This window comes from Mangrovimonas sp. TPBH4 (assembly GCF_001280505.1).
Classification (GTDB): Bacteria; Bacteroidota; Bacteroidia; order Flavobacteriales; family Flavobacteriaceae; genus Mangrovimonas_A.
Genome location: NZ_LBIO01000037.1, coordinates 135,824 through 152,906, shown reverse-complemented (window position 1 = coordinate 152,906; position 17,083 = coordinate 135,824). Strand labels below are relative to the sequence as shown.

At 40.4% G+C, this 17,083-nt stretch carries 18 protein-coding genes and 1 tRNA gene; 6 read left to right on the top strand and 13 right to left on the bottom strand.

Annotated features, from left to right (window positions below; all coding sequences use genetic code 11):
• Positions 1–5 precede the first annotated feature (5 nt).
• Both ZA05_RS02090 and ZA05_RS02085 read right to left on the bottom strand, forming a co-directional pair.
• The gene (locus ZA05_RS02090) at positions 6–740 is read right to left on the bottom strand and encodes a M15 family metallopeptidase (RefSeq protein WP_053990194.1); all 735 of its coding nucleotides are present in this window, start codon (positions 738–740) and stop codon (positions 6–8) included.
• Positions 737–1,195 carry a GNAT family N-acetyltransferase gene (locus ZA05_RS02085; protein ID WP_231632404.1) on the bottom strand — a complete coding sequence of 153 codons (459 nt, stop codon included), beginning with the start codon at positions 1,193–1,195 and terminating at the stop codon, positions 737–739. Before ZA05_RS02085 ends, ZA05_RS02090 begins: the two co-directional genes overlap by 4 nt.
• A gap of 117 nt (positions 1,196–1,312) precedes the next feature.
• Between ZA05_RS02085 and ZA05_RS02080 the strand changes: the two genes are divergently transcribed.
• A tRNA-Gly gene (locus ZA05_RS02080) sits at positions 1,313–1,385 on the top strand.
• 103 nt (positions 1,386–1,488) lie between these two features.
• Here the strand turns inward: ZA05_RS02080 and pepE are convergent.
• Complete coding sequence (pepE, locus tag ZA05_RS02075) at positions 1,489–2,196, bottom strand: dipeptidase PepE (protein ID WP_053990193.1); 708 nt, start codon at positions 2,194–2,196, stop codon at positions 1,489–1,491.
• Between the two features lie 115 nt (positions 2,197–2,311).
• Here pepE and ZA05_RS02070 point away from each other — a divergent pair, with 115 nt between their 5' ends.
• From ZA05_RS02070 to ZA05_RS02060, 3 genes are read left to right on the top strand one after another with little or no spacing between them, the layout of a single operon-like run.
• Positions 2,312–3,127: a carboxypeptidase-like regulatory domain-containing protein gene (locus ZA05_RS02070; RefSeq protein WP_197276037.1), complete on the top strand. Its 816-nt coding sequence runs from the start codon at positions 2,312–2,314 to the stop codon at positions 3,125–3,127.
• Between the two features lie 37 nt (positions 3,128–3,164).
• On the top strand, positions 3,165–3,887 hold the full coding sequence (locus tag ZA05_RS02065; RefSeq protein ID WP_053990191.1) for a carboxypeptidase-like regulatory domain-containing protein: 723 nt from the start codon (positions 3,165–3,167) through the stop codon (positions 3,885–3,887).
• A gap of 58 nt (positions 3,888–3,945) precedes the next feature.
• Positions 3,946–4,233 (top strand): twin-arginine translocase TatA/TatE family subunit, encoded by a 288-nt coding sequence (locus ZA05_RS02060; RefSeq protein ID WP_082331919.1) that lies wholly within the window; start codon positions 3,946–3,948, stop codon positions 4,231–4,233.
• Positions 4,234–4,263: 30 nt separating this feature from the next.
• On the opposite strand, the gene ZA05_RS02055 is transcribed toward ZA05_RS02060, so the two are convergent.
• The 9 genes from ZA05_RS02055 to kynU all read right to left on the bottom strand — a co-directional run bounded on the left by ZA05_RS02055 (position 4,264) and on the right by kynU (position 12,887).
• Complete coding sequence (locus ZA05_RS02055) at positions 4,264–4,719, bottom strand: hypothetical protein (protein ID WP_053990190.1); 456 nt, start codon at positions 4,717–4,719, stop codon at positions 4,264–4,266.
• A gap of 86 nt (positions 4,720–4,805) precedes the next feature.
• The gene (locus tag ZA05_RS02050) at positions 4,806–5,447 is read right to left on the bottom strand and encodes an O-methyltransferase (protein WP_053990189.1); all 642 of its coding nucleotides are present in this window, start codon (positions 5,445–5,447) and stop codon (positions 4,806–4,808) included.
• Positions 5,447–6,532 carry an amidohydrolase family protein gene (locus tag ZA05_RS02045; RefSeq protein WP_053990188.1) on the bottom strand — a complete coding sequence of 362 codons (1,086 nt, stop codon included), beginning with the start codon at positions 6,530–6,532 and terminating at the stop codon, positions 5,447–5,449. Before ZA05_RS02045 ends, ZA05_RS02050 begins: the two co-directional genes overlap by 1 nt.
• A gap of 33 nt (positions 6,533–6,565) precedes the next feature.
• Positions 6,566–7,102 carry a 3-hydroxyanthranilate 3,4-dioxygenase gene (locus tag ZA05_RS02040; protein WP_053990187.1) on the bottom strand — a complete coding sequence of 179 codons (537 nt, stop codon included), beginning with the start codon at positions 7,100–7,102 and terminating at the stop codon, positions 6,566–6,568.
• Positions 7,103–7,192: 90 nt separating this feature from the next.
• On the bottom strand, positions 7,193–7,975 hold the full coding sequence (locus ZA05_RS02035) for an SDR family oxidoreductase (RefSeq protein ID WP_053990186.1): 783 nt from the start codon (positions 7,973–7,975) through the stop codon (positions 7,193–7,195).
• A gap of 282 nt (positions 7,976–8,257) precedes the next feature.
• Positions 8,258–9,697, bottom strand: a complete 1,440-nt coding sequence (locus ZA05_RS02030) for an aldehyde dehydrogenase (protein ID WP_053990185.1) — start codon at positions 9,695–9,697, stop codon at positions 8,258–8,260.
• A gap of 60 nt (positions 9,698–9,757) precedes the next feature.
• On the bottom strand, positions 9,758–10,171 hold the full coding sequence (locus ZA05_RS02025; protein WP_053990184.1) for a RidA family protein: 414 nt from the start codon (positions 10,169–10,171) through the stop codon (positions 9,758–9,760).
• A gap of 2 nt (positions 10,172–10,173) precedes the next feature.
• Complete coding sequence (locus ZA05_RS02020; protein WP_053990183.1) at positions 10,174–11,589, bottom strand: NAD(P)/FAD-dependent oxidoreductase; 1,416 nt, start codon at positions 11,587–11,589, stop codon at positions 10,174–10,176.
• 29 nt (positions 11,590–11,618) lie between these two features.
• Positions 11,619–12,887 (bottom strand): kynureninase, encoded by a 1,269-nt coding sequence (gene kynU, locus ZA05_RS02015; protein ID WP_053990182.1) that lies wholly within the window; start codon positions 12,885–12,887, stop codon positions 11,619–11,621.
• Between the two features lie 80 nt (positions 12,888–12,967).
• Here kynU and ZA05_RS02010 point away from each other — a divergent pair, with 80 nt between their 5' ends.
• Both ZA05_RS02010 and ZA05_RS02005 read left to right on the top strand, forming a co-directional pair.
• A complete protein-coding gene (locus tag ZA05_RS02010) occupies positions 12,968–13,420 on the top strand; it encodes a (4Fe-4S)-binding protein (RefSeq protein WP_231632402.1) in 453 nt (150 codons plus the stop codon).
• Between the two features lie 618 nt (positions 13,421–14,038).
• Positions 14,039–16,345 carry a T9SS type A sorting domain-containing protein gene (locus ZA05_RS02005; RefSeq protein WP_053990181.1) on the top strand — a complete coding sequence of 769 codons (2,307 nt, stop codon included), beginning with the start codon at positions 14,039–14,041 and terminating at the stop codon, positions 16,343–16,345.
• 73 nt (positions 16,346–16,418) lie between these two features.
• Here the strand turns inward: ZA05_RS02005 and msrA are convergent, their stop codons facing one another.
• Positions 16,419–17,078 (bottom strand): peptide-methionine (S)-S-oxide reductase MsrA, encoded by a 660-nt coding sequence (msrA, locus tag ZA05_RS02000; protein ID WP_053990180.1) that lies wholly within the window; start codon positions 17,076–17,078, stop codon positions 16,419–16,421.
• Positions 17,079–17,083: the final 5 nt, after the last annotated feature.

Sequence of the window (17,083 nt, the reverse complement as noted above, 5' to 3'; positions counted from 1 at the left end):
AAATTTTAGCGTAATAATTCAGGATTGATATCTAAAACATGCTCCTTTTTATAGGATGAAAGAAGCTCAGGAGTTAGGAATTCAGCCCCTAATAAGTGCTCATTTTTTAAAACTTCATATAAATCCAATTCTCTGTAGGATTCCAAGTAGGTTTTTGAAAGCGGTTTATAGCTATAATGCCAAGGTTCGTATTTAAACCCTTTTCTGGAAGGATCATTGGTGTATACCAGAAAAAATCCAAACCGATTGGCATTGGCATTCATCCATTGCTTCAGTTTATGAAATGCTCCCTGGCCTTCAAAGTGTTCTTCCAATAATAGGTCTCCGGTAGGCTGAACGGCATTACCGTCAATAATATCAAGGTCAGTTCCCCAATGGTGTCTTGATGTCCCAGGAATAGTAGAATATTCTATAATGGACTTGATAGCTTCTGGTCCAGCCATGCCCCTAGAGGTGAGCAGGTTGTACTTTCGGTTCCAGATACGTTTTTGATGCTCAAAGTCGCGATAACTCGACACCACTTTAATATGGATGCCTGCCTTTAAAGCGTCTGCCGTCATCTTCAAAAAGGATTCATGTGCTTCCTGAAGCAGTTTGTATCCGTTACCGTAAAAGCTAGGGCTACCTTTGCCCATCAATAATTCACATGAAATGGAATTGGTAGCCCATATTGAATGCGGAAAGGTAGAAAGTGCCATTCCTAATAAGGAAGCCGATTTTATGAAATGTCGTCTTTTCAAAGCAATTTATACATGGTGAAATGTAAGCCTATTTTTGGAATATGGAAAGGTTCTCCAATGATTTCGAAGCCATTTTTCTTATAAAAGGGAACCGCTATTTCTCTGGCATTGCACCAAACAGCATCAGCTTTTAAGTTTCTAAGGATAGTTTCCCCATGTTTGGTTAAGGCTGTGCCCAAATTGTGACCTTGCAAATCCTCAAGAACGGCCATCCCGCGCAGTTGGTATTGTGAGGTATTTGACAAAAGAGGCGAACCGTTTTTAAGGTAAGTGACCACTCCAGATAGCTTATTTTTGTGAAAAAGCCCTAGATGGAAGGTTGTATCTAGCTCGTCCTTGTCAAAAATACAGTCTTCAATAGGGCGTCCAGATCTCAAAACCGGGTGCCGAACAGCATGTGTTTCCTGAGCAGTAATAATTTTTATAAAAAAATCTTCTTTTGAAGTTTGAATCAAAATATTTGAAAAATAATGGGTTAGATAAAAAGGGAAACAAACTTAAATAAAAAGTTGAATAAAATGAATTTTTCTCTTTTGTACATTGAATAGTTTGTATATATTTGCGCCAGAATTGCGGGAGTAGCTCAGTTGGTAGAGCGTCAGCCTTCCAAGCTGAATGTCGCCGGTTCGAACCCGGTCTCCCGCTCAAAAAGCTTCACTGAAAAGTGGGGCTTTTTTATTAAATAGTAGTTAGGGTAAAAACGGAGCCAGTTTCTTTTTGGAAATTGTCTCCGTTTTTTATTTGGTGATTATTTCAAATGAGATACATCTGTTCCGGTTGGAACTTCATAAGGTTCTTTTCCATGTTCAAAAATCCTGGCATCCAAACTACCTTTTAAAGTAATCGTGTTTCCCGATACGTGCAGCCAGCTGCCTTCCCTAAGTCCAACCACTGGTTGAGTGTTGAATTTGTGGAATTCTTGAATTCTGGTCTCTCGGGTTTCACCCATATGGGTACTGCTAGGATCTGGATCCAAATAATGCGGATTTAGATTGAAAGGCACAAATCCAAAGGTTTTGAAACTTGGTGGATATACTATAGGCATATCATTGGTGGTGTTCATCGTCAATCCACAGATATTGCTGCCGGCACTGGTGCCTAGGTAAGGCGTTCCATTAGAAACCGCTTCCTTGATAACTTCAATAAGCCCATGTTTGTAAAGTTGGCTCACCAATACAAAGGTGTTGCCACCTCCAACAAAAATGGCTTTGGCTTGCTTAACGGCTTCGGTAGGAGAGTCAAATTCGTGGATGCCCTTTACGGTTTTGTTTATTTTGGCAAAAGGTTCGCTTACTTTGGCAGTATATTCATCGTGCGAAATTCCTCCAGGTCTGGCATAAGGGACAAATAAAATTTCATCTGAGTTCTTAAAAAAGGTGCTTAATTCCTCCAAAAGATATTCCAAAGGACCGCTTCCATGCAGGGTAGAGGTGCTGGCAATAATTATAGTTTTCATCATTCATTAATTTGTTGTAAATTTAAGTAAACATCCCCTTTAACAAAAGTTTATCTAATCATTGAAGTTTATTTAAGACAAGATGTCGTTACTTTATTACATAAAACCAAATTTTATGACTAAAGCTATTTTGCTCATCAGTTTTTTGTTGCTAAGTGTTCAGGTGCAATCGCAGCAGCTTAACAGAATCATGGTAAATGGAAGGATAGTGGTGGATAGCGATGATATTGAAGGGGTGACCGTTTTTAATAGAAACTCCAATAAGGGAACTATTACCAATGAAAAGGGGGAGTTTTCCATAAGAGTGGCTGTAAATGATGTTTTGGTGTTTGAGGCTTTGCAGTTTCAGGAGTTTAAAGTAGTGATAGATAAAGAGGTTATCCAATCTAAGCAGCTAACCGTTTTTTTGGTAGAAGAGGTCAATAAATTAGATGAAGTAGTGGTGTTACCGTATGACCTTTCAGGAAATTTAATGGTAGATATTGAAGGTGTTCGTATTTATAACGCAGACTTAAAGCGACTTGATTTAGGTTTGGAAAATATGGAGGAATTCGAGTTTCGAGACAATGCCGATGTTGGAACCGAAAACCTTGTGAAGCATTCCCAAGCGCAAACCATGAAAAACGGCTTGAACATTAAAAACATTGTAAGCTTGTTGTTGGTGCCTTTGTTTGAATCTCCCAATAATACAAAAGAGGATAAGGTTGATGCAGTGGAGGTTCCTATGAGTACTTTTAAGAGTCAGTATAGTGAAGAATTTCTTGAGCAAAATTTTGGGATTCCCAAAGATCAGGTGGATAGTTTTATCATTTATGTGGAAGACAGTGGCTTGGATTACAGTTTACTGGACGAAGGCAAAGAATTGCAATTCCTTGAATATATCAATGACAAAAGCAAACTATTTTTAAGTACACAGAGTGGTAAAAATTAGGAGGCTTTTTTTACTGTGCTACTTTGCTGGTACGGGAATGCTCTGTGCTCAACAAAAGGTTTTGGAAGGTCTTGTTTCCGCAAATGGTGATGTTGAGGGGATTCATATTATCAATAAAACAGCAAGTAAATTTTCCAAAACAGATGAAAACGGGAGTTTTGTAATTCCGGCAAGCCTTCAAGATACCTTGCAAATCACAGGTGTTAAGTATAAAACCAAGGAAATAATTATCACTACGGAGATTTTCAATTCAAAAACAATTAAAGTCGCTCTAGAAGACCAAATCAATGAATTGGATGAGGTGATTGTCGGCAAGGTCTTGACGGGCAATTTAATGCTGGATGTAGAAAATTCAGAAGCCAAACGCGATATCAATTTTTACGATGTGGGCATCCCGGGTTATACCGGGAGGCGCAAAACCCAAAGTGAACGTAGGCTTTATGAAGCAACGACAGGTGGCGGGATTGTGCCGCTTAACCCAATCATGAATTGGATTTCTGGACGTACCAAAAGGCTTAAATATTTAATTAAGTTGGAACGTCAGGACCAATACATGGATCAAACCATGTCTGAGTTTTCGGAGATGCTTATGGAAATTGATGAGTTGGAGGAATCCCAGAAAATGGAGTTTTTCTATTTTGCTTCGGAAGATGAGCGCTTCATGGAACTCTATAATTTGAATAATGATATGTTGATGTTTGAATTTCTCAATGAAAAATTGGAAGTCTACAGAAAACGTCTTACTGAGAATAAGAATTGACCGTTAAATATTTTTGAAACACTGAGCATCTAAATAAACTACTTAGTATATTTGCATCGTGATACTATCAAGAACATTTTTATTTATAGGGACTACCGAAGTCATGTTCATACTATTTATTGTAGTCATGGTGTTTGGTGCCGATAAAATTCCTGAAATAGCGAGAGGGTTGGGGAAAGGTATGCGCATGCTTCGCGATGCCTCTACCGATATCAAATCGGAGATTACCAAAAGCGCCGAAAAAAATGGGATTGATACCAGTATTACCCAAGATGTCCAAGATGAACTTACCAAAGTTAAGGACGATTTGGAGCAATTCACAGGCTCTGTAAGACGTAAGATGTAAAGTTTTATAGCTGTCCACTAGTTTTCTTTTCTAAAACTTAATGCCCAAATTCATTTTAAAACTATTTTGGTCAAACGTATTGTAGTGATAGACGTTACTTGGTAGCTCATTGAATCGATAGCTGTAGATGAGGTTTAGATATAGATTGTTATTTGGCATATACTCAAAACCGGTAGAAGCATTGATACCGAAACTTCTGTTGCCTGTCCCCAACGAGTCATAGATGTCCAGTTTGGGGCCAATCAAAAAACTGAAAGTATCAGAAAGGGGAATACGTTCGAGAGCACTAAATTCCGTAAGGGTGGTTTCTGCAGAATATGAAACCTCAATTCTGTGATATACGCCAATATTGTCAAGGAGCATCCCTGTTCTAGCCAAGCCCAAACTTGGGTCTTGTTGTGAGCTAAAAGGCAAATTTTGTCCTGCACAAAGACTTGTCTTAAAAAGGAATATCACAATGAAATAATAGCGAAACCTGTATAACATTTTGACGTGAAAAAGGTTATACATTAAAGATAGAAAAAAGAGATTACTTTTTACGGAAAAACAACAATCAGATTAATTGATTGTTCCTACAGCTTTCGGCTTATGGTTAGGCCGTCTCTAATAGGGAGTAATACGGTTTCTATACGTTTGTCTTCTTTCAATAGTTTATTGTATTCCAAAAGTGCCAAGGTTGAAAGGTCATCCTCTTTTACCTGTTGGATCACTTTACCGCTCCAAAGTACATTGTCGGACAATAAAATGCCACCTTTGTTAAGTCGCTCCACAATTAAATGGAAGTAGTTGACATAGTTGGGCTTGTCCGCATCAATAAACACCAAATCGTAAGTAAGGTCCAATTCAGGAATAATTTCCGTAGCATCTCCTAAATGTTGGTGGATTTGAGCGCCATAAGGAGACATGTCAAAATATTTACGTTGGAAATCCACCAACTCTTCATTGATGTCAATCGTGTGTAAAACCCCATGTTCCTGAAGCCCTTCTGCTAAACATAGGGCCGAATAGCCTGTATAAGTGCCGATTTCCAAAATGCTCTTGGGGTTGATAATTTTTGAAATCATACTCAACAATCTCCCTTGGTAAGGGCCACTCAACATTCTTGGCTGCAAAATCTTTTGAAAGGTTTCCCTTGTAAGCTGTTGCAGCAATTCCGGTTCGTCCTCCGTATGGGCAACTACATAGTCGTCTAAGGCTTCAGGTATAAAATGCATTATGATAGAATCTTGTTGATTAAAGCTTGCTTTTTGGATTCGTCGTCACCAAACAGCCATTGTAGGACGTTGTCTTCCCACATGGCGTCTTTTTCCTGTTCGTTGATAATCTTTCTTTCAATGGCCAAATCCAAGATTTTCCCTGGATAGGAAGATTGTGTGGCACTTTCCATTTCTCCCAATGGATAAGGGTCGTCCAAGCCCATTAGCACTTGTTTGGAAGTCTGGTTTTTGATCAAGAGTTCCAAAGAACCCGTGTCATGAACCAAAGTATCAAAGAAAATGTTCTTATGGCCAACGGCTTTTCGTGGATGCACTTTGCCTTCAAACAAATCGTGTCTACCGTCAAATCCTTGAATACGTCTTCCTAGGTTAATTTGTGCCAATTGGCCACCGTGCGCAAAACAAACCCGCATGTTCGGGTACTTTTCATAATAACCATTTAAGGTCAAGAAATGGTAGGCATCCGCACATTGGGCCAGCATCCAAATTAAGTGGAATCTCCAAGACGTGTTTTGTAACTTAATGAATTTTTCTCCATCATAAGGATGGATTTCCACTGCCAAGTTGTACTTGTTGGCCAATTCAAAAATAGGCTCGTTTTCTTCATCAAAAATACAGCGCCAGGTACCAATGGTGTCCATGTAGTGTGTTGGCAAACACAATAGGTTCATGCCCAATTCCTCAACACAACGTTCAATTTCCCAACAAGCACCTCTCACAAATCCTGGGTGTACCACAAATCCACAGGTAAATTTACTTGGATTTTCAGCTTGGATTTTTCCGTTGAAATCATTTTGGAATCGTAAGGCCTGCTTCATTTCTTCCAAGCGCAAACCATTACCGTACAGTTGCGATAAATTTAGTACTACGGCATGATCGATATTAAAACGATCCATCCATTCCAATTTCTCCTTCAAAAAGAAACTAGAGTCCGTAACCGGTCGGCTCCAATCTTTCTGAAGCATATATTTTCGGTCCTTGTCTACCCAAAAAATACCTTTGTCTTTCATAAACTGAGGAATCTCTTCTGGATAGGGAAGTAAATGGGAATGGCCGTTAATGCGAAGTTTGCGTTTTTCCATGGGTGGGTGATGAGCTAGTGTTTTGGTTTGGGGTTATTCTTCGGTTTTTACAGGTGTTGGTGGTTGCATAACGTGCCCGCAATTGTTGCAAGTGCGCTTTTCCAAATCGCCATAATATTTATCAAAAATTACAGGCATATCGGTTTCAATGTTATCCAACGGAAACTCTTCGCGATACAGTTGCTCGTTGCAGTTTTCGCAATACCATTCCAAGGCATCATTCACACCTTCGGCCCTTGGGTATTCAATCACCAAACCAACCGTATTGGCTTTACGTTGAGGCGAATGCGGCACACCCGGAGGCAACAAATAAATGTCTCCTTCCTTGATTTCAATATCTTCTGGTTGGCCATCGTTCATGATGCGCAATACCATATCGCCTTCCAATTGGTAGAAAAACTCAGGTGTTTCGTTATAGTGATAATCTTTTCTACTGTTGGGGCCGCCAACAACCATCACTATATAGTCGCCATTAGGCCATACACATTTGTTGCCAACGGGCGGTTTTAATAAATGACGGTTTTCGTCAATCCACTTTTTAAAATTTAATGGGCTTACCAATTTACTCATTACAATATATTTTGGGCGTGCCCCTTACGGGTCGGGTTTTTCGTGCTACACGGTAGCTTGCTTCAACCCCTCACGCGGGTTTCTATAAAATTACAAACTTTTTGTGCGTCCACCATCAACAGGAAGGTTAATTCCGTTGATATAGCTGGCACATTCACTGGCCAAAAACGTTACGGCATAAGCCAACTCTTCTGGCTGTGCAAAACGTTTTGCAGGAACGGCTTGTTTCATGGCATCGGCAGCTGCTTCTTCACTGGTGCCAGTTTTAGCCGATTTGTTTTTGATGATTTCTGTCAAACGCTCAGTTCCGGTAGCACCAGGCAATACGTTGTTTACCGTAATACCAAATTGTCCCAATTCATTGGCCAAAGTTTTACTCCAGTTGGCAACAGCCCCGCGAATGGTATTGCTCACACCAAGTCCGTCCAAAGGTTGTTTTACCGAGGTGGAAATCACATTGATGATACGTCCAAAACCTTCGGCTTTCATAAATGGAACCGCCGCTTGTGCCAACACATGGTTGCACTTTAAATGATTGGTAAAGGCACTTTCAAATTCTTCCAATTTGGCAGCGAAAACAGGGCCTCCAGCTGGACCACCTGTATTGTTTACCAAAATATGGAAGCCATGATGTGCTGAAATAAAATCAGTCACCTTTTGTTGCAGTGCTTCCGGATTGGAAAAATCGGCAACGATATAGGAGTGGTTTTCGCTGTTTGGTAATTCGGCAAGAACTGCTTTTAATTTATCTTCGTTTCGGGCTACCAAAGTAACTTTGGCACCTTCCTTTGCTAACTCAATGGCTGTGGCTTTTCCAATACCTGCGGTACTCCCACAAACCAAAGCGTATTTATTGTTTAAGTTTAAATTCATGTTTAAATTTATTTTATAATTGATGTCAGGTCTAGCGCTGTAGCGACCTTAAGACTTGTATTTTGAATGTATGATGATTCGACATTTGGATAATATTTGAAGCAATTTAATGGCTTCGTTGACCAAAGCTAATTTCTTTTCAAACTAGATAGCGTGTTCGATATTATTAAAGTTTTGGTGACCCCCGTGTAGGTAAGATTATCTGAGCACAGTAATATGTAAACAAAATACACTTTCATAATTTTAACCTCTCGACTGCGCTCGAGGTGACAGAGTTTCTTTCTAATATTTAATACATACATTCTTGGCTTCGGTAAAGAAACGCAAGGCTTCAAAACCACCTTCTCTACCAACTCCTGAAGCTTTAACACCGCCAAAAGGCGTGCGCAAATCTCTCATCAACCAGGTGTTCACCCAAACGATTCCTGCTTGTAGTTGTTGACTCATACGCATAGTGCGTTTTAAATCGTTGGTCCAAAGGGTAGAGGATAAGCCGTAGGTAACTTTATTGGCCATCTGTAGTACTTCATCTTCCGTGTCAAAAGGCATGATGGTCACCACCGGACCAAAAATTTCTTCTTGGTTTACGCGACATTCGTCAGTAGGGACTTCTATAACGGTTGGTTCTAAATAATAACCATTTTCATAGCCTTCAACAGTTACTTGCTTTCCTCCGCAAAGAATCGTGCCGCCTTCTTCTTTGGCAATGTCAATATAGCTCATAACTTTCTCCATATGGGGTTTGGATACTAAAGCCCCAATATTGGTTGATGATTCAGATGGATGGCCGATTTTAAGGGCCTTTACTTTCGCAACAAAATCGGCTTTGAACTTTTCGTAAATAGGTCGTTCCACAAAAATTCGGCTACCGCATAAACAGATTTGTCCTTGGTTGGCAAATGAAGACCGAACGGTTGTTTTTAGCATATCCTCATAATCGCAATCTGCAAAAATGATGTTTGGATTTTTGCCGCCTAATTCCAGCGAGAGTTTTTTGAACATTGGTGCTGCAACTTTGGCAATATGCGCTCCGGTAGCAGTGCCTCCCGTAAAGGAAATGGCTTTGATGTCTGGATGCTCAATAATGGCTTGTCCAGTTGAGGTTCCCAATCCGTGGACAATATTTAAAACACCTTTTGGCAAGCCTGCTTGGTTACAAATAGCTCCCAAAAGGTAAGCTGTCATAGGGGTGATCTCACTGGGTTTGGCAACTACGCAGTTTCCGGCTGCAATAGCTGGAGCTATCTTCCAAGTGAATAAATATAAAGGCAGATTCCAAGGGGAAATACAGCCTACTACACCAATAGGTTGACGTAGCGTATAGTTCACAGCTTGTTGGCCTACGCTTTCGTGACTTTCACTAGCGAATTGCGTAATGGCATTTCCGAAGAAACGGAAATTGCTGGCCGCTCTTGGGATGTCAATGGATTTGGCTAGACTTAGCGGTTTTCCATTATCGATACTTTCAGCTTTGGCAAGATCTTCCAAATTGGCTTCTATCAGTTCTGAAATTTTTAGGAGAATTCTGCTGCGTTCTTCCAAAGTGGTTTGCGACCACGTAGGAAAAACCGATTTGGCTGCGATATACGCATTTTCTACATCTTCTTTGGACGAGTTTGGAATTTGACCATAGACTTCACCATTGGCTGGACAATAATTGTCTAACCAACTTTCTGAGGAAGGTGGGAGGAATTCACCGTTGATATAATTTTGGATATTCATTTCTTTAACAGATAGAAGAACTAAGTTGAAAGGTTCTATATGATTCTTGGTTGTATGTCTTTATTCCGAAGCCTTTTTATAAGCCGTTACTTTTATTTCAATCAACAAATCCGGATGTGGCAATTGGTGTACGGCCACAGTGGTTCTTGTAGGGCCAGTGCCCTTGTCGAAAAACTCGCCATAGGCTTTGTTGTAGCCTGCAAAGTCATTCATGTTTACCAAAAATGTGGTAACGTCTACCACATCTTTTAAGCTGGCTCCAACGGTTTGTAGGGTTTTATCAATATTCTTTAAAACCTCTTGGGTCTGTACTTCAATATTGAAAATTTTGGTGTTCATTTCATCTACCAATTCTACACCGGCAATGGAGTTGTCTGGTCTTCTGGAACTGGTTCCGGAAACAAAAATAAAATCGCCAACTACCTTTACGTGTGGGTAGGCGCCTCTAGGGGTTACTTTCTTTTCTTCGCTCATGCTTATTGTTTCATTCCCGCTATTCTGTCGTCTTCCAAAATGTTCTCGGTAGCGGTTTTTATGTGTTCTAAGGTTTCTTTAAGTTCTGCTTCGGTCATGTCTTCAACATTGGAAATAATGCCGTCGGCCAACATATTTAAGATGGCCTTGTCTTGGGCTCTTCCACGTAACATGGCTTCTTGATAGCCCAATTCTTCATTGAAGGTTACTAGGGAATATTTTGAGGAATATTCAGTTGGGAAGGTTTTTTCAAGGGCCATTTCCAATTGGCGTTTTTCCCTGAAATTGGCCTTGTTCACGTGGCCTTTCATTTCAAAGAAATTGTCGATGGCCAAATCGGCTATGGCATCGGTATCTTTTTTTCTGTTGGCTTCGTAGATTTTAAAAATGGTTTCCCAATCGGTGTGGCCTTCTTCCAAAACCTTATCCAATTCGGTGACATCTTCAAAAGAAGCATTCATGCCCTGTCCATAAAACGGTACAATGGCATGGGCGGCATCTCCCATCAATAGGGTATTACCTTTGTAATGCCAAGGTGAACATTTTACGGTACCAAGTGGCGCTGTTGGGTTTTCAAAAAACTCTTCAGCTAGATTTGGCATCAATTCCAAAGCGTCCTTAAAGTAGGTTGAGAAGAATTCTTCAACACGCTCTTTTGTGGTTAAATTATTGAAATTGTATTCGCCTTCATCAAAACTTAAGAATAGTGTTACCGTAAAACTACCATCTAAATTTGGAAGGGCGATGAGCATAAAGGCATCACGACCCCAAATGTGAAGGGCGTTTTTGTAGGTTCTAAAACCACCGTCTTCGGTTGGAGGAATACTTAATTCCTTATAGCCATGCGTTAGGTAATTCTGTGAAAAGCTAAATAGGAACTTTTTGCCTAAATAATAGCTTTTTCTCATGGCAGAACCGGCGCCATCCGTGGCGAAGATGACATCGGCATTTGCTTCAAATTCGGTATTGGTATCGTAGTCTTTAAAAAGTGCTGTGGTATTTTCAAAGTCAACCGACTTGCATTTTTTGTTGAAATGAATGGTGACGTTTTCATGCTTTTCGGCTTCGTCCAATAACAAAGCATTTAGGCCTCCTCTTGATATGGAATTGATGTACTCATGTCTTCCACTATAGGGAGAGAAAGACGTGTTGCCTTCCAAGTCGTGGAGCATTCTCCCGTTCATTGGAATACACAAGGGCTCAATTTGGTCTTGAATACCTACCATATTCATGGCCTTGATGCCACGGTCTGAAAAGGCTAGGTTAATGGAGCGTCCAGCACTAATATCTACTTTTCGCAAATCGGGGCGCATTTCATAAACGGTTACCTTATAACCTCTTTGTCCAAGACGAAGGGCTAAAAGACTTCCGCAAAGTCCGGCGCCAATAATCAATATATGTTGTTGTGTGTTATTCATTTTTAGTTGTCAAACGTCAGACGGTGTGTTTAATTTAAAATAGCTTTTAACTTGTCTACCATGTGGTACACATCTTGAAAAGAATTGTAAAGCGGCACGGGAGCGCAACGAATCACGTCGGGCTCTCTCCAGTCGCTAATCACACCAGCTTCGGTTAATTTTTTATGTAGATTTTTATCGGCATTTTTTACTTGAATAGACAATTGGCAGCCACGCTCGTCTGGATTTTCTGGAGTGATGATTCTAATGGTGTCCTCGCCAAGTTCTTTCAACAAAAATTCAAAATAGCCAGTTAGTTCTTTCGATTTTTTAGATAGTTTTTCGATGCCTACTTCTCCAAAGATGTCCAAGGAGGCCTTGATAGCCGCTAAGGAAAGAATAGGAGGGTTGGACAATTGCCAACCTTCTGCTCCCGGTAAGACGTCAAACTCATGACGCATGTTAAAACGTGTTTGTTTATTATGACTCCACCAGCCGGTAAAACGGTTGAGGGTTTTGTCATGGGCATGGCGTTCGTGCACAAAGGCACCTGCCAAACTTCCTGGTCCTGAGTTGAGGTACTTATAGGTACACCAAACGGCAAAATCGGCTCCCGAATCGTGAAGGTTGAGTTGCACATTTCCGGCTCCATGGGCACAGTCGAAACCAACCATACAACCATGTTGATGCCCCATTTGCGTGATACGTTTTAAATCGAAATATTGTCCTGTATAGTAGTTGACCCCTCCAATCATGATCAAGGCAATCTCATCGCCATGGCCGTCCAAAATTGCTTGTAAATCTTCATAGCGCAGCAATTCTTCTCCTTCTCTTGGAGTCCATAAAATCAAACCTTCCTTATCGTCATAACCATGGTGGCGTAGTTGTGACTCTACAGCATACTTATCACTAGGAAACGCATCAGATTCGATGACAATTTTATAGCGTTTTGGGGTAGGTTTGTAAAAGGACACCATCATGAAATGTAGGTTGGCAGTAAGGGTGTTCATGGTCACTACCTCGATAGGTTTGGCGCCAACAACTTTAGCCATGTTTTCCGTTAGGAATTCATGGTAGGGCATCCATGGGTTTTTGGCATCGGTATGGCCTTCAACCCCTAGATTGGCCCAATCTTCCAATTCTTGATCAATGTAAGATTTTGTAGTTTTGGGTTGTAGTCCTAGTGAATTTCCGCAAAGGTAAATTAGCTCGTTTCCTTGTGAATCTTTTGGGATGTGAAACTGGGTTCTGTATTGTGCGAGGTCGTCATTTTGGTCTAGTTCTTTGGCAAAATTCAAACCTGATTTATATGTAGACAATTGTAAAAATATTTTGGGTTGTTCACAAAAATAGGAATTATAAATCTAGGAATGAAGTGTAATTGAGGGTAGATTTCAACATGAAATTTGTATCTTTAAGAAAACCTGTAAGTATGAGTGCTAGAAAGGAATATACCAATGGCGAGGTGACTATCATTTGGGAGGCAGAAAAATGTATTCATTCCGGAATTTGTGTGAAGGGCTTGCCTGATGTTTTCCAGCCTCAGGATAAACCGTGGATTAAGATTCAAGCTGCGAGTACATCAAACTTGGTAAGCCAAGTAAAAAAATGCCCTTCCGGAGCGTTGAGCTTTTATATGAACAATACAGAACAAGATAATAGTACAATTATGGAAACCGAAGTTGAAGTCATGGAAAATGGCCCCTTATTAGTACATGGCACCTTAAACGTGACCCATGCGGATGGGAAAAGTGAAACCAAGGATAAAACAACAGCTTTTTGTCGTTGTGGGAGCTCCAGTAATAAACCGTATTGTGATGGCACCCACAGAAAGATTGATTTTGAGGGATAGTTCTTAAAGGAATATGTAAAGAAAAAGCGCTTCGACCAATGGTAGAAGCGCTTTCAATATATATAGACGCATACAGCGGGATATTTATAATATATACGGTTGAAGCATTAGGTTTGGATGGTTTTAACCCAAATTTTCTTGAAAATGAGCACTTTAAATCGGTGTCTTGTGGCTGTATTCTTCTGAAAATCAGTAAATTAAAGTTAATATTTGTTGTCTAACGGTTTTATTTTGTTGACGCATTTTTTAAAATTAGTTTAGATATATGAAAGTCGAGCTGAACTTAGTTCGCAATTCTTTCCAATAAAATTTTATTAATAGCAAACAAGCACCAACATCTTCTGTGATTGTGTAGAATTTTTGCTATCAATTAAACACTATTTCGAGGTATTTATGTTAGAGGCAAAGCTCCAATAGCTGTTGACTTATATTTTCTTGTGTTTGGTTTTAGAACCTCATTCATCTATCAGGGATTTACCTAGGCATTATTTAATAACCAATTTAATTCTAAGACCAATGAAAACACAAACAACAATTTTTGGTAAAGAGTACTGTGCAATACCGTTACTCGAAAACATTTCTTTTCCTCAATTATTATATTTTATCTTAAAAAGGACAATGTTGATCATCGTTCTTTTTTTTACGACCATTACTTTTGGGCAAGGAGATATCACTTTTCCTCCAGACGATATTTCTTGTACCTCTAAAGATTTGGAATTAGTTGGGGCTGCATTACCCGCACCAGATGAGGATCCTTGTAATTGTACAGGGACAAGATTATTGGAGTTGTCTATTTATAATAAAACAGGATCAACTCGTACATCATTCGCATTTTGGGGCTACTTACATAGGTATGATTCGGAGGGAGACGAAATTGGAGAGCCCGAGCCTATTTTTGCATGTGTGGGACCGATACCTCCGAATTCAACGACAACACTAGTATCTTCAACAGAAATTGAAGTGACTTGTGATACCTCTTTGGAGATTACTGATTTGTATTTAGCCTGGACTTCAGCTAGTCCTAACGCTACCTGTGAATCCTTAGCCAATGATCCAGGAGGAATTAATCCCAAATGTGGAACTTTAGATGCAATAACAGTGGAAACAGGTGTAAACGGAACTTTAAGTGTTGTAGACGCTGATTGTACAACAGGAGGTTCTATTCAAGTGTCTCCTTTTGGTGGGGTTCCACCGTATTCCGTACAATTGAATGGAGGTACAGGTGTTCAGTTGCAAGTAGGAGGGTCGACGACCTATTCTGCATTGGCAGCAAGTACTTATACGGTTCTTATTACAGATTCTAGAGGGTGTACCAATACTTTTATGAGAACCATTAGTCCAGCAATTCAACCAGTGGCAGAGGCAGGTTCTGAAATGGAGCTTACCTGTACAACGACTTCTGTGACCTTGGACGGTAGTGGAACCAGTAACAATCCAAGTGCGTCATTGAGCTATGAATGGAAAGATAGTTCAGATGCTACCATTGGTACCAGTGAAGATGTTACTGTGAACTCCCCTGGGACCTATTCCCTCACGGTGACTGATAGTAACAATGGGTGTTCCGATACAGATTCAGTGACGGTAACTCAAGATGTAGAATCGCCAATGGCAGAAGCAGGTTCAGATATGGAGCTAACCTGTACAACGACTTCCGTGACCTTGGATGGTAGTGGAAGCAGTGACAATCCAAGTGCGTCTTTAAGCTATGAATGGAAGGATAGTTCAGATGCTACTATAGGTACCAGTGAAGATGTTACTGTGAGCTCCCCAGGGACCTATTCTCTTACAGTGACGGATAGTGACAATGGATGTTCCGATACAGATTCAGTGACGGTAAATCAAGATGTAGAATCACCAGTAGCAGAGGCAGGTTCTAATATGGAGCTAACCTGTACAACTACATCCGTGACCTTGGATGGTAGTGGAACCAGTGACAATCCAAATGCGTCATTGAGCTATGAATGGAGGAATAGTTCAGATGCTATCATCGGTACCAATGAAGATGTTACTGTGGATTCTCCGGGGATCTATTCGCTCACAGTAACGGATAGTGACAATGGATGTTCCGATACGGATTCTGTGACGGTAAATCAAGACGTAGTGTCACCAGTGGCAGAGGCAGGTTCTGATATGGAGCTTACTTGTGCAACTACTTCTGTGACCTTGGACGGTAGTGGGACCAGTGACAATCCAAATGCGTCATTGAGTTATGAATGGAAGGATAGTTCCGATGCTATTATTGGTACCAATGAAGATGTCTCTGTGAGCTCCTCTGGTATCTATTTTCTTACTGTGACAGATGGTGACAATGGCTGTTCTGATACGGATATGGTAACCGTGACATCAGATACAGATCCTCCTTCTGCACCAACAATTTGTGTGGTTGAACCTTCTTTGTGTGGTCCAGATACCGGAAGTATTACTTTTTTAAGTCCATTGGGTGGTGATTATGAATATAGTACTGATGGAGGGGCTACATACCAGAGCAGTCCAGAATTTATGGATTTAGCGGCGGGATCTGTATCTGGGATTTTAGTGCGTGACACAACTACAGGTTGTGTGTCCTCAAGTGTTTCATGTGGTGATTCTGATTGTCTAAGTGCGGAAGCTAGAATGGCCAGTACGGCTATTCCTGAAGACACTTCCATAAAACAGCTCCCATCCAAAACCATTATCAAAGCATATCCAAATCCATTTAACGATCAAGTGAACTTTAAGGTTTTGGCACCCGAAGATTCTAAGGGAAGTTTGGAATTGATGAATTTACTGGGGCAACGTGTTAAAATGGTTTTTGAAGGAGATTTAAAGCAGGGTGAAAACTCATATAATGTCAACTTACCAGCCTTGCAAAACAATACGCTCATTTATGTGCTAACAGTGAATGGAGAGCGTGTGACAGGTAAATTAGTTCAATCTAGGCGATAATTGTTTAATAGTATACTGTTATTGCAGCTTAAAGCCCACTTTCTTGGTGGGCTTTTTCTGTTGAATTTAATCTTTATTCATCATCATTTTTGATGAGCATAGGGCATGTGCGTTTGAAATTTTCCAAACGGCGTTGGGAGACATTTTTGATGTAAGGGTGATTGGGGTTTCTCTTTTCAAAATCTTGATGATAGGCCTCGGCTTCCCAAAATTTTTGGAAAGGCATGATTTCAGCAGCAATTTCAGTGTTTAGCTTTTTGGCCCAAGCAGCTTTTTTGTCAATGGCTATTTGTTTCTGTTCATCATTTTGGTAAAAAATAATGGAGCGATATTGGCTGCCTCTGTCAGGTCCTTGCCCGTTAAATTGGGTTGGATCCTGTGAGTTAAAGTAAACATCGATCAAGGTTGCAAAATCTACTACTTTAGGATCGTAAATGACTTCAATAGCCTCGGCATGACCTGTGCGCCCTGTGTTGCTGTCTTCATACGTAGGGTTTTCTGAGTGGCCGCCAGAATATCCGGAAATAGCTTCTTCTACGCCTTTGACACTTTCGTAAATGGCTTCGGCACACCAAAAGCATCCGCTGGCAAAATAGGCGCGGGCCAAACCGTTTTCCATTGGGACTTCAACAGGTTCTACATTCATTAAGGCTTGTTGTTTCGGGTTTATCTGCGCATGGTTGTTGCAACTAAAAAACAAGAGGGCAATGATAAAGGTGCTGATGGATTTCATGGTGT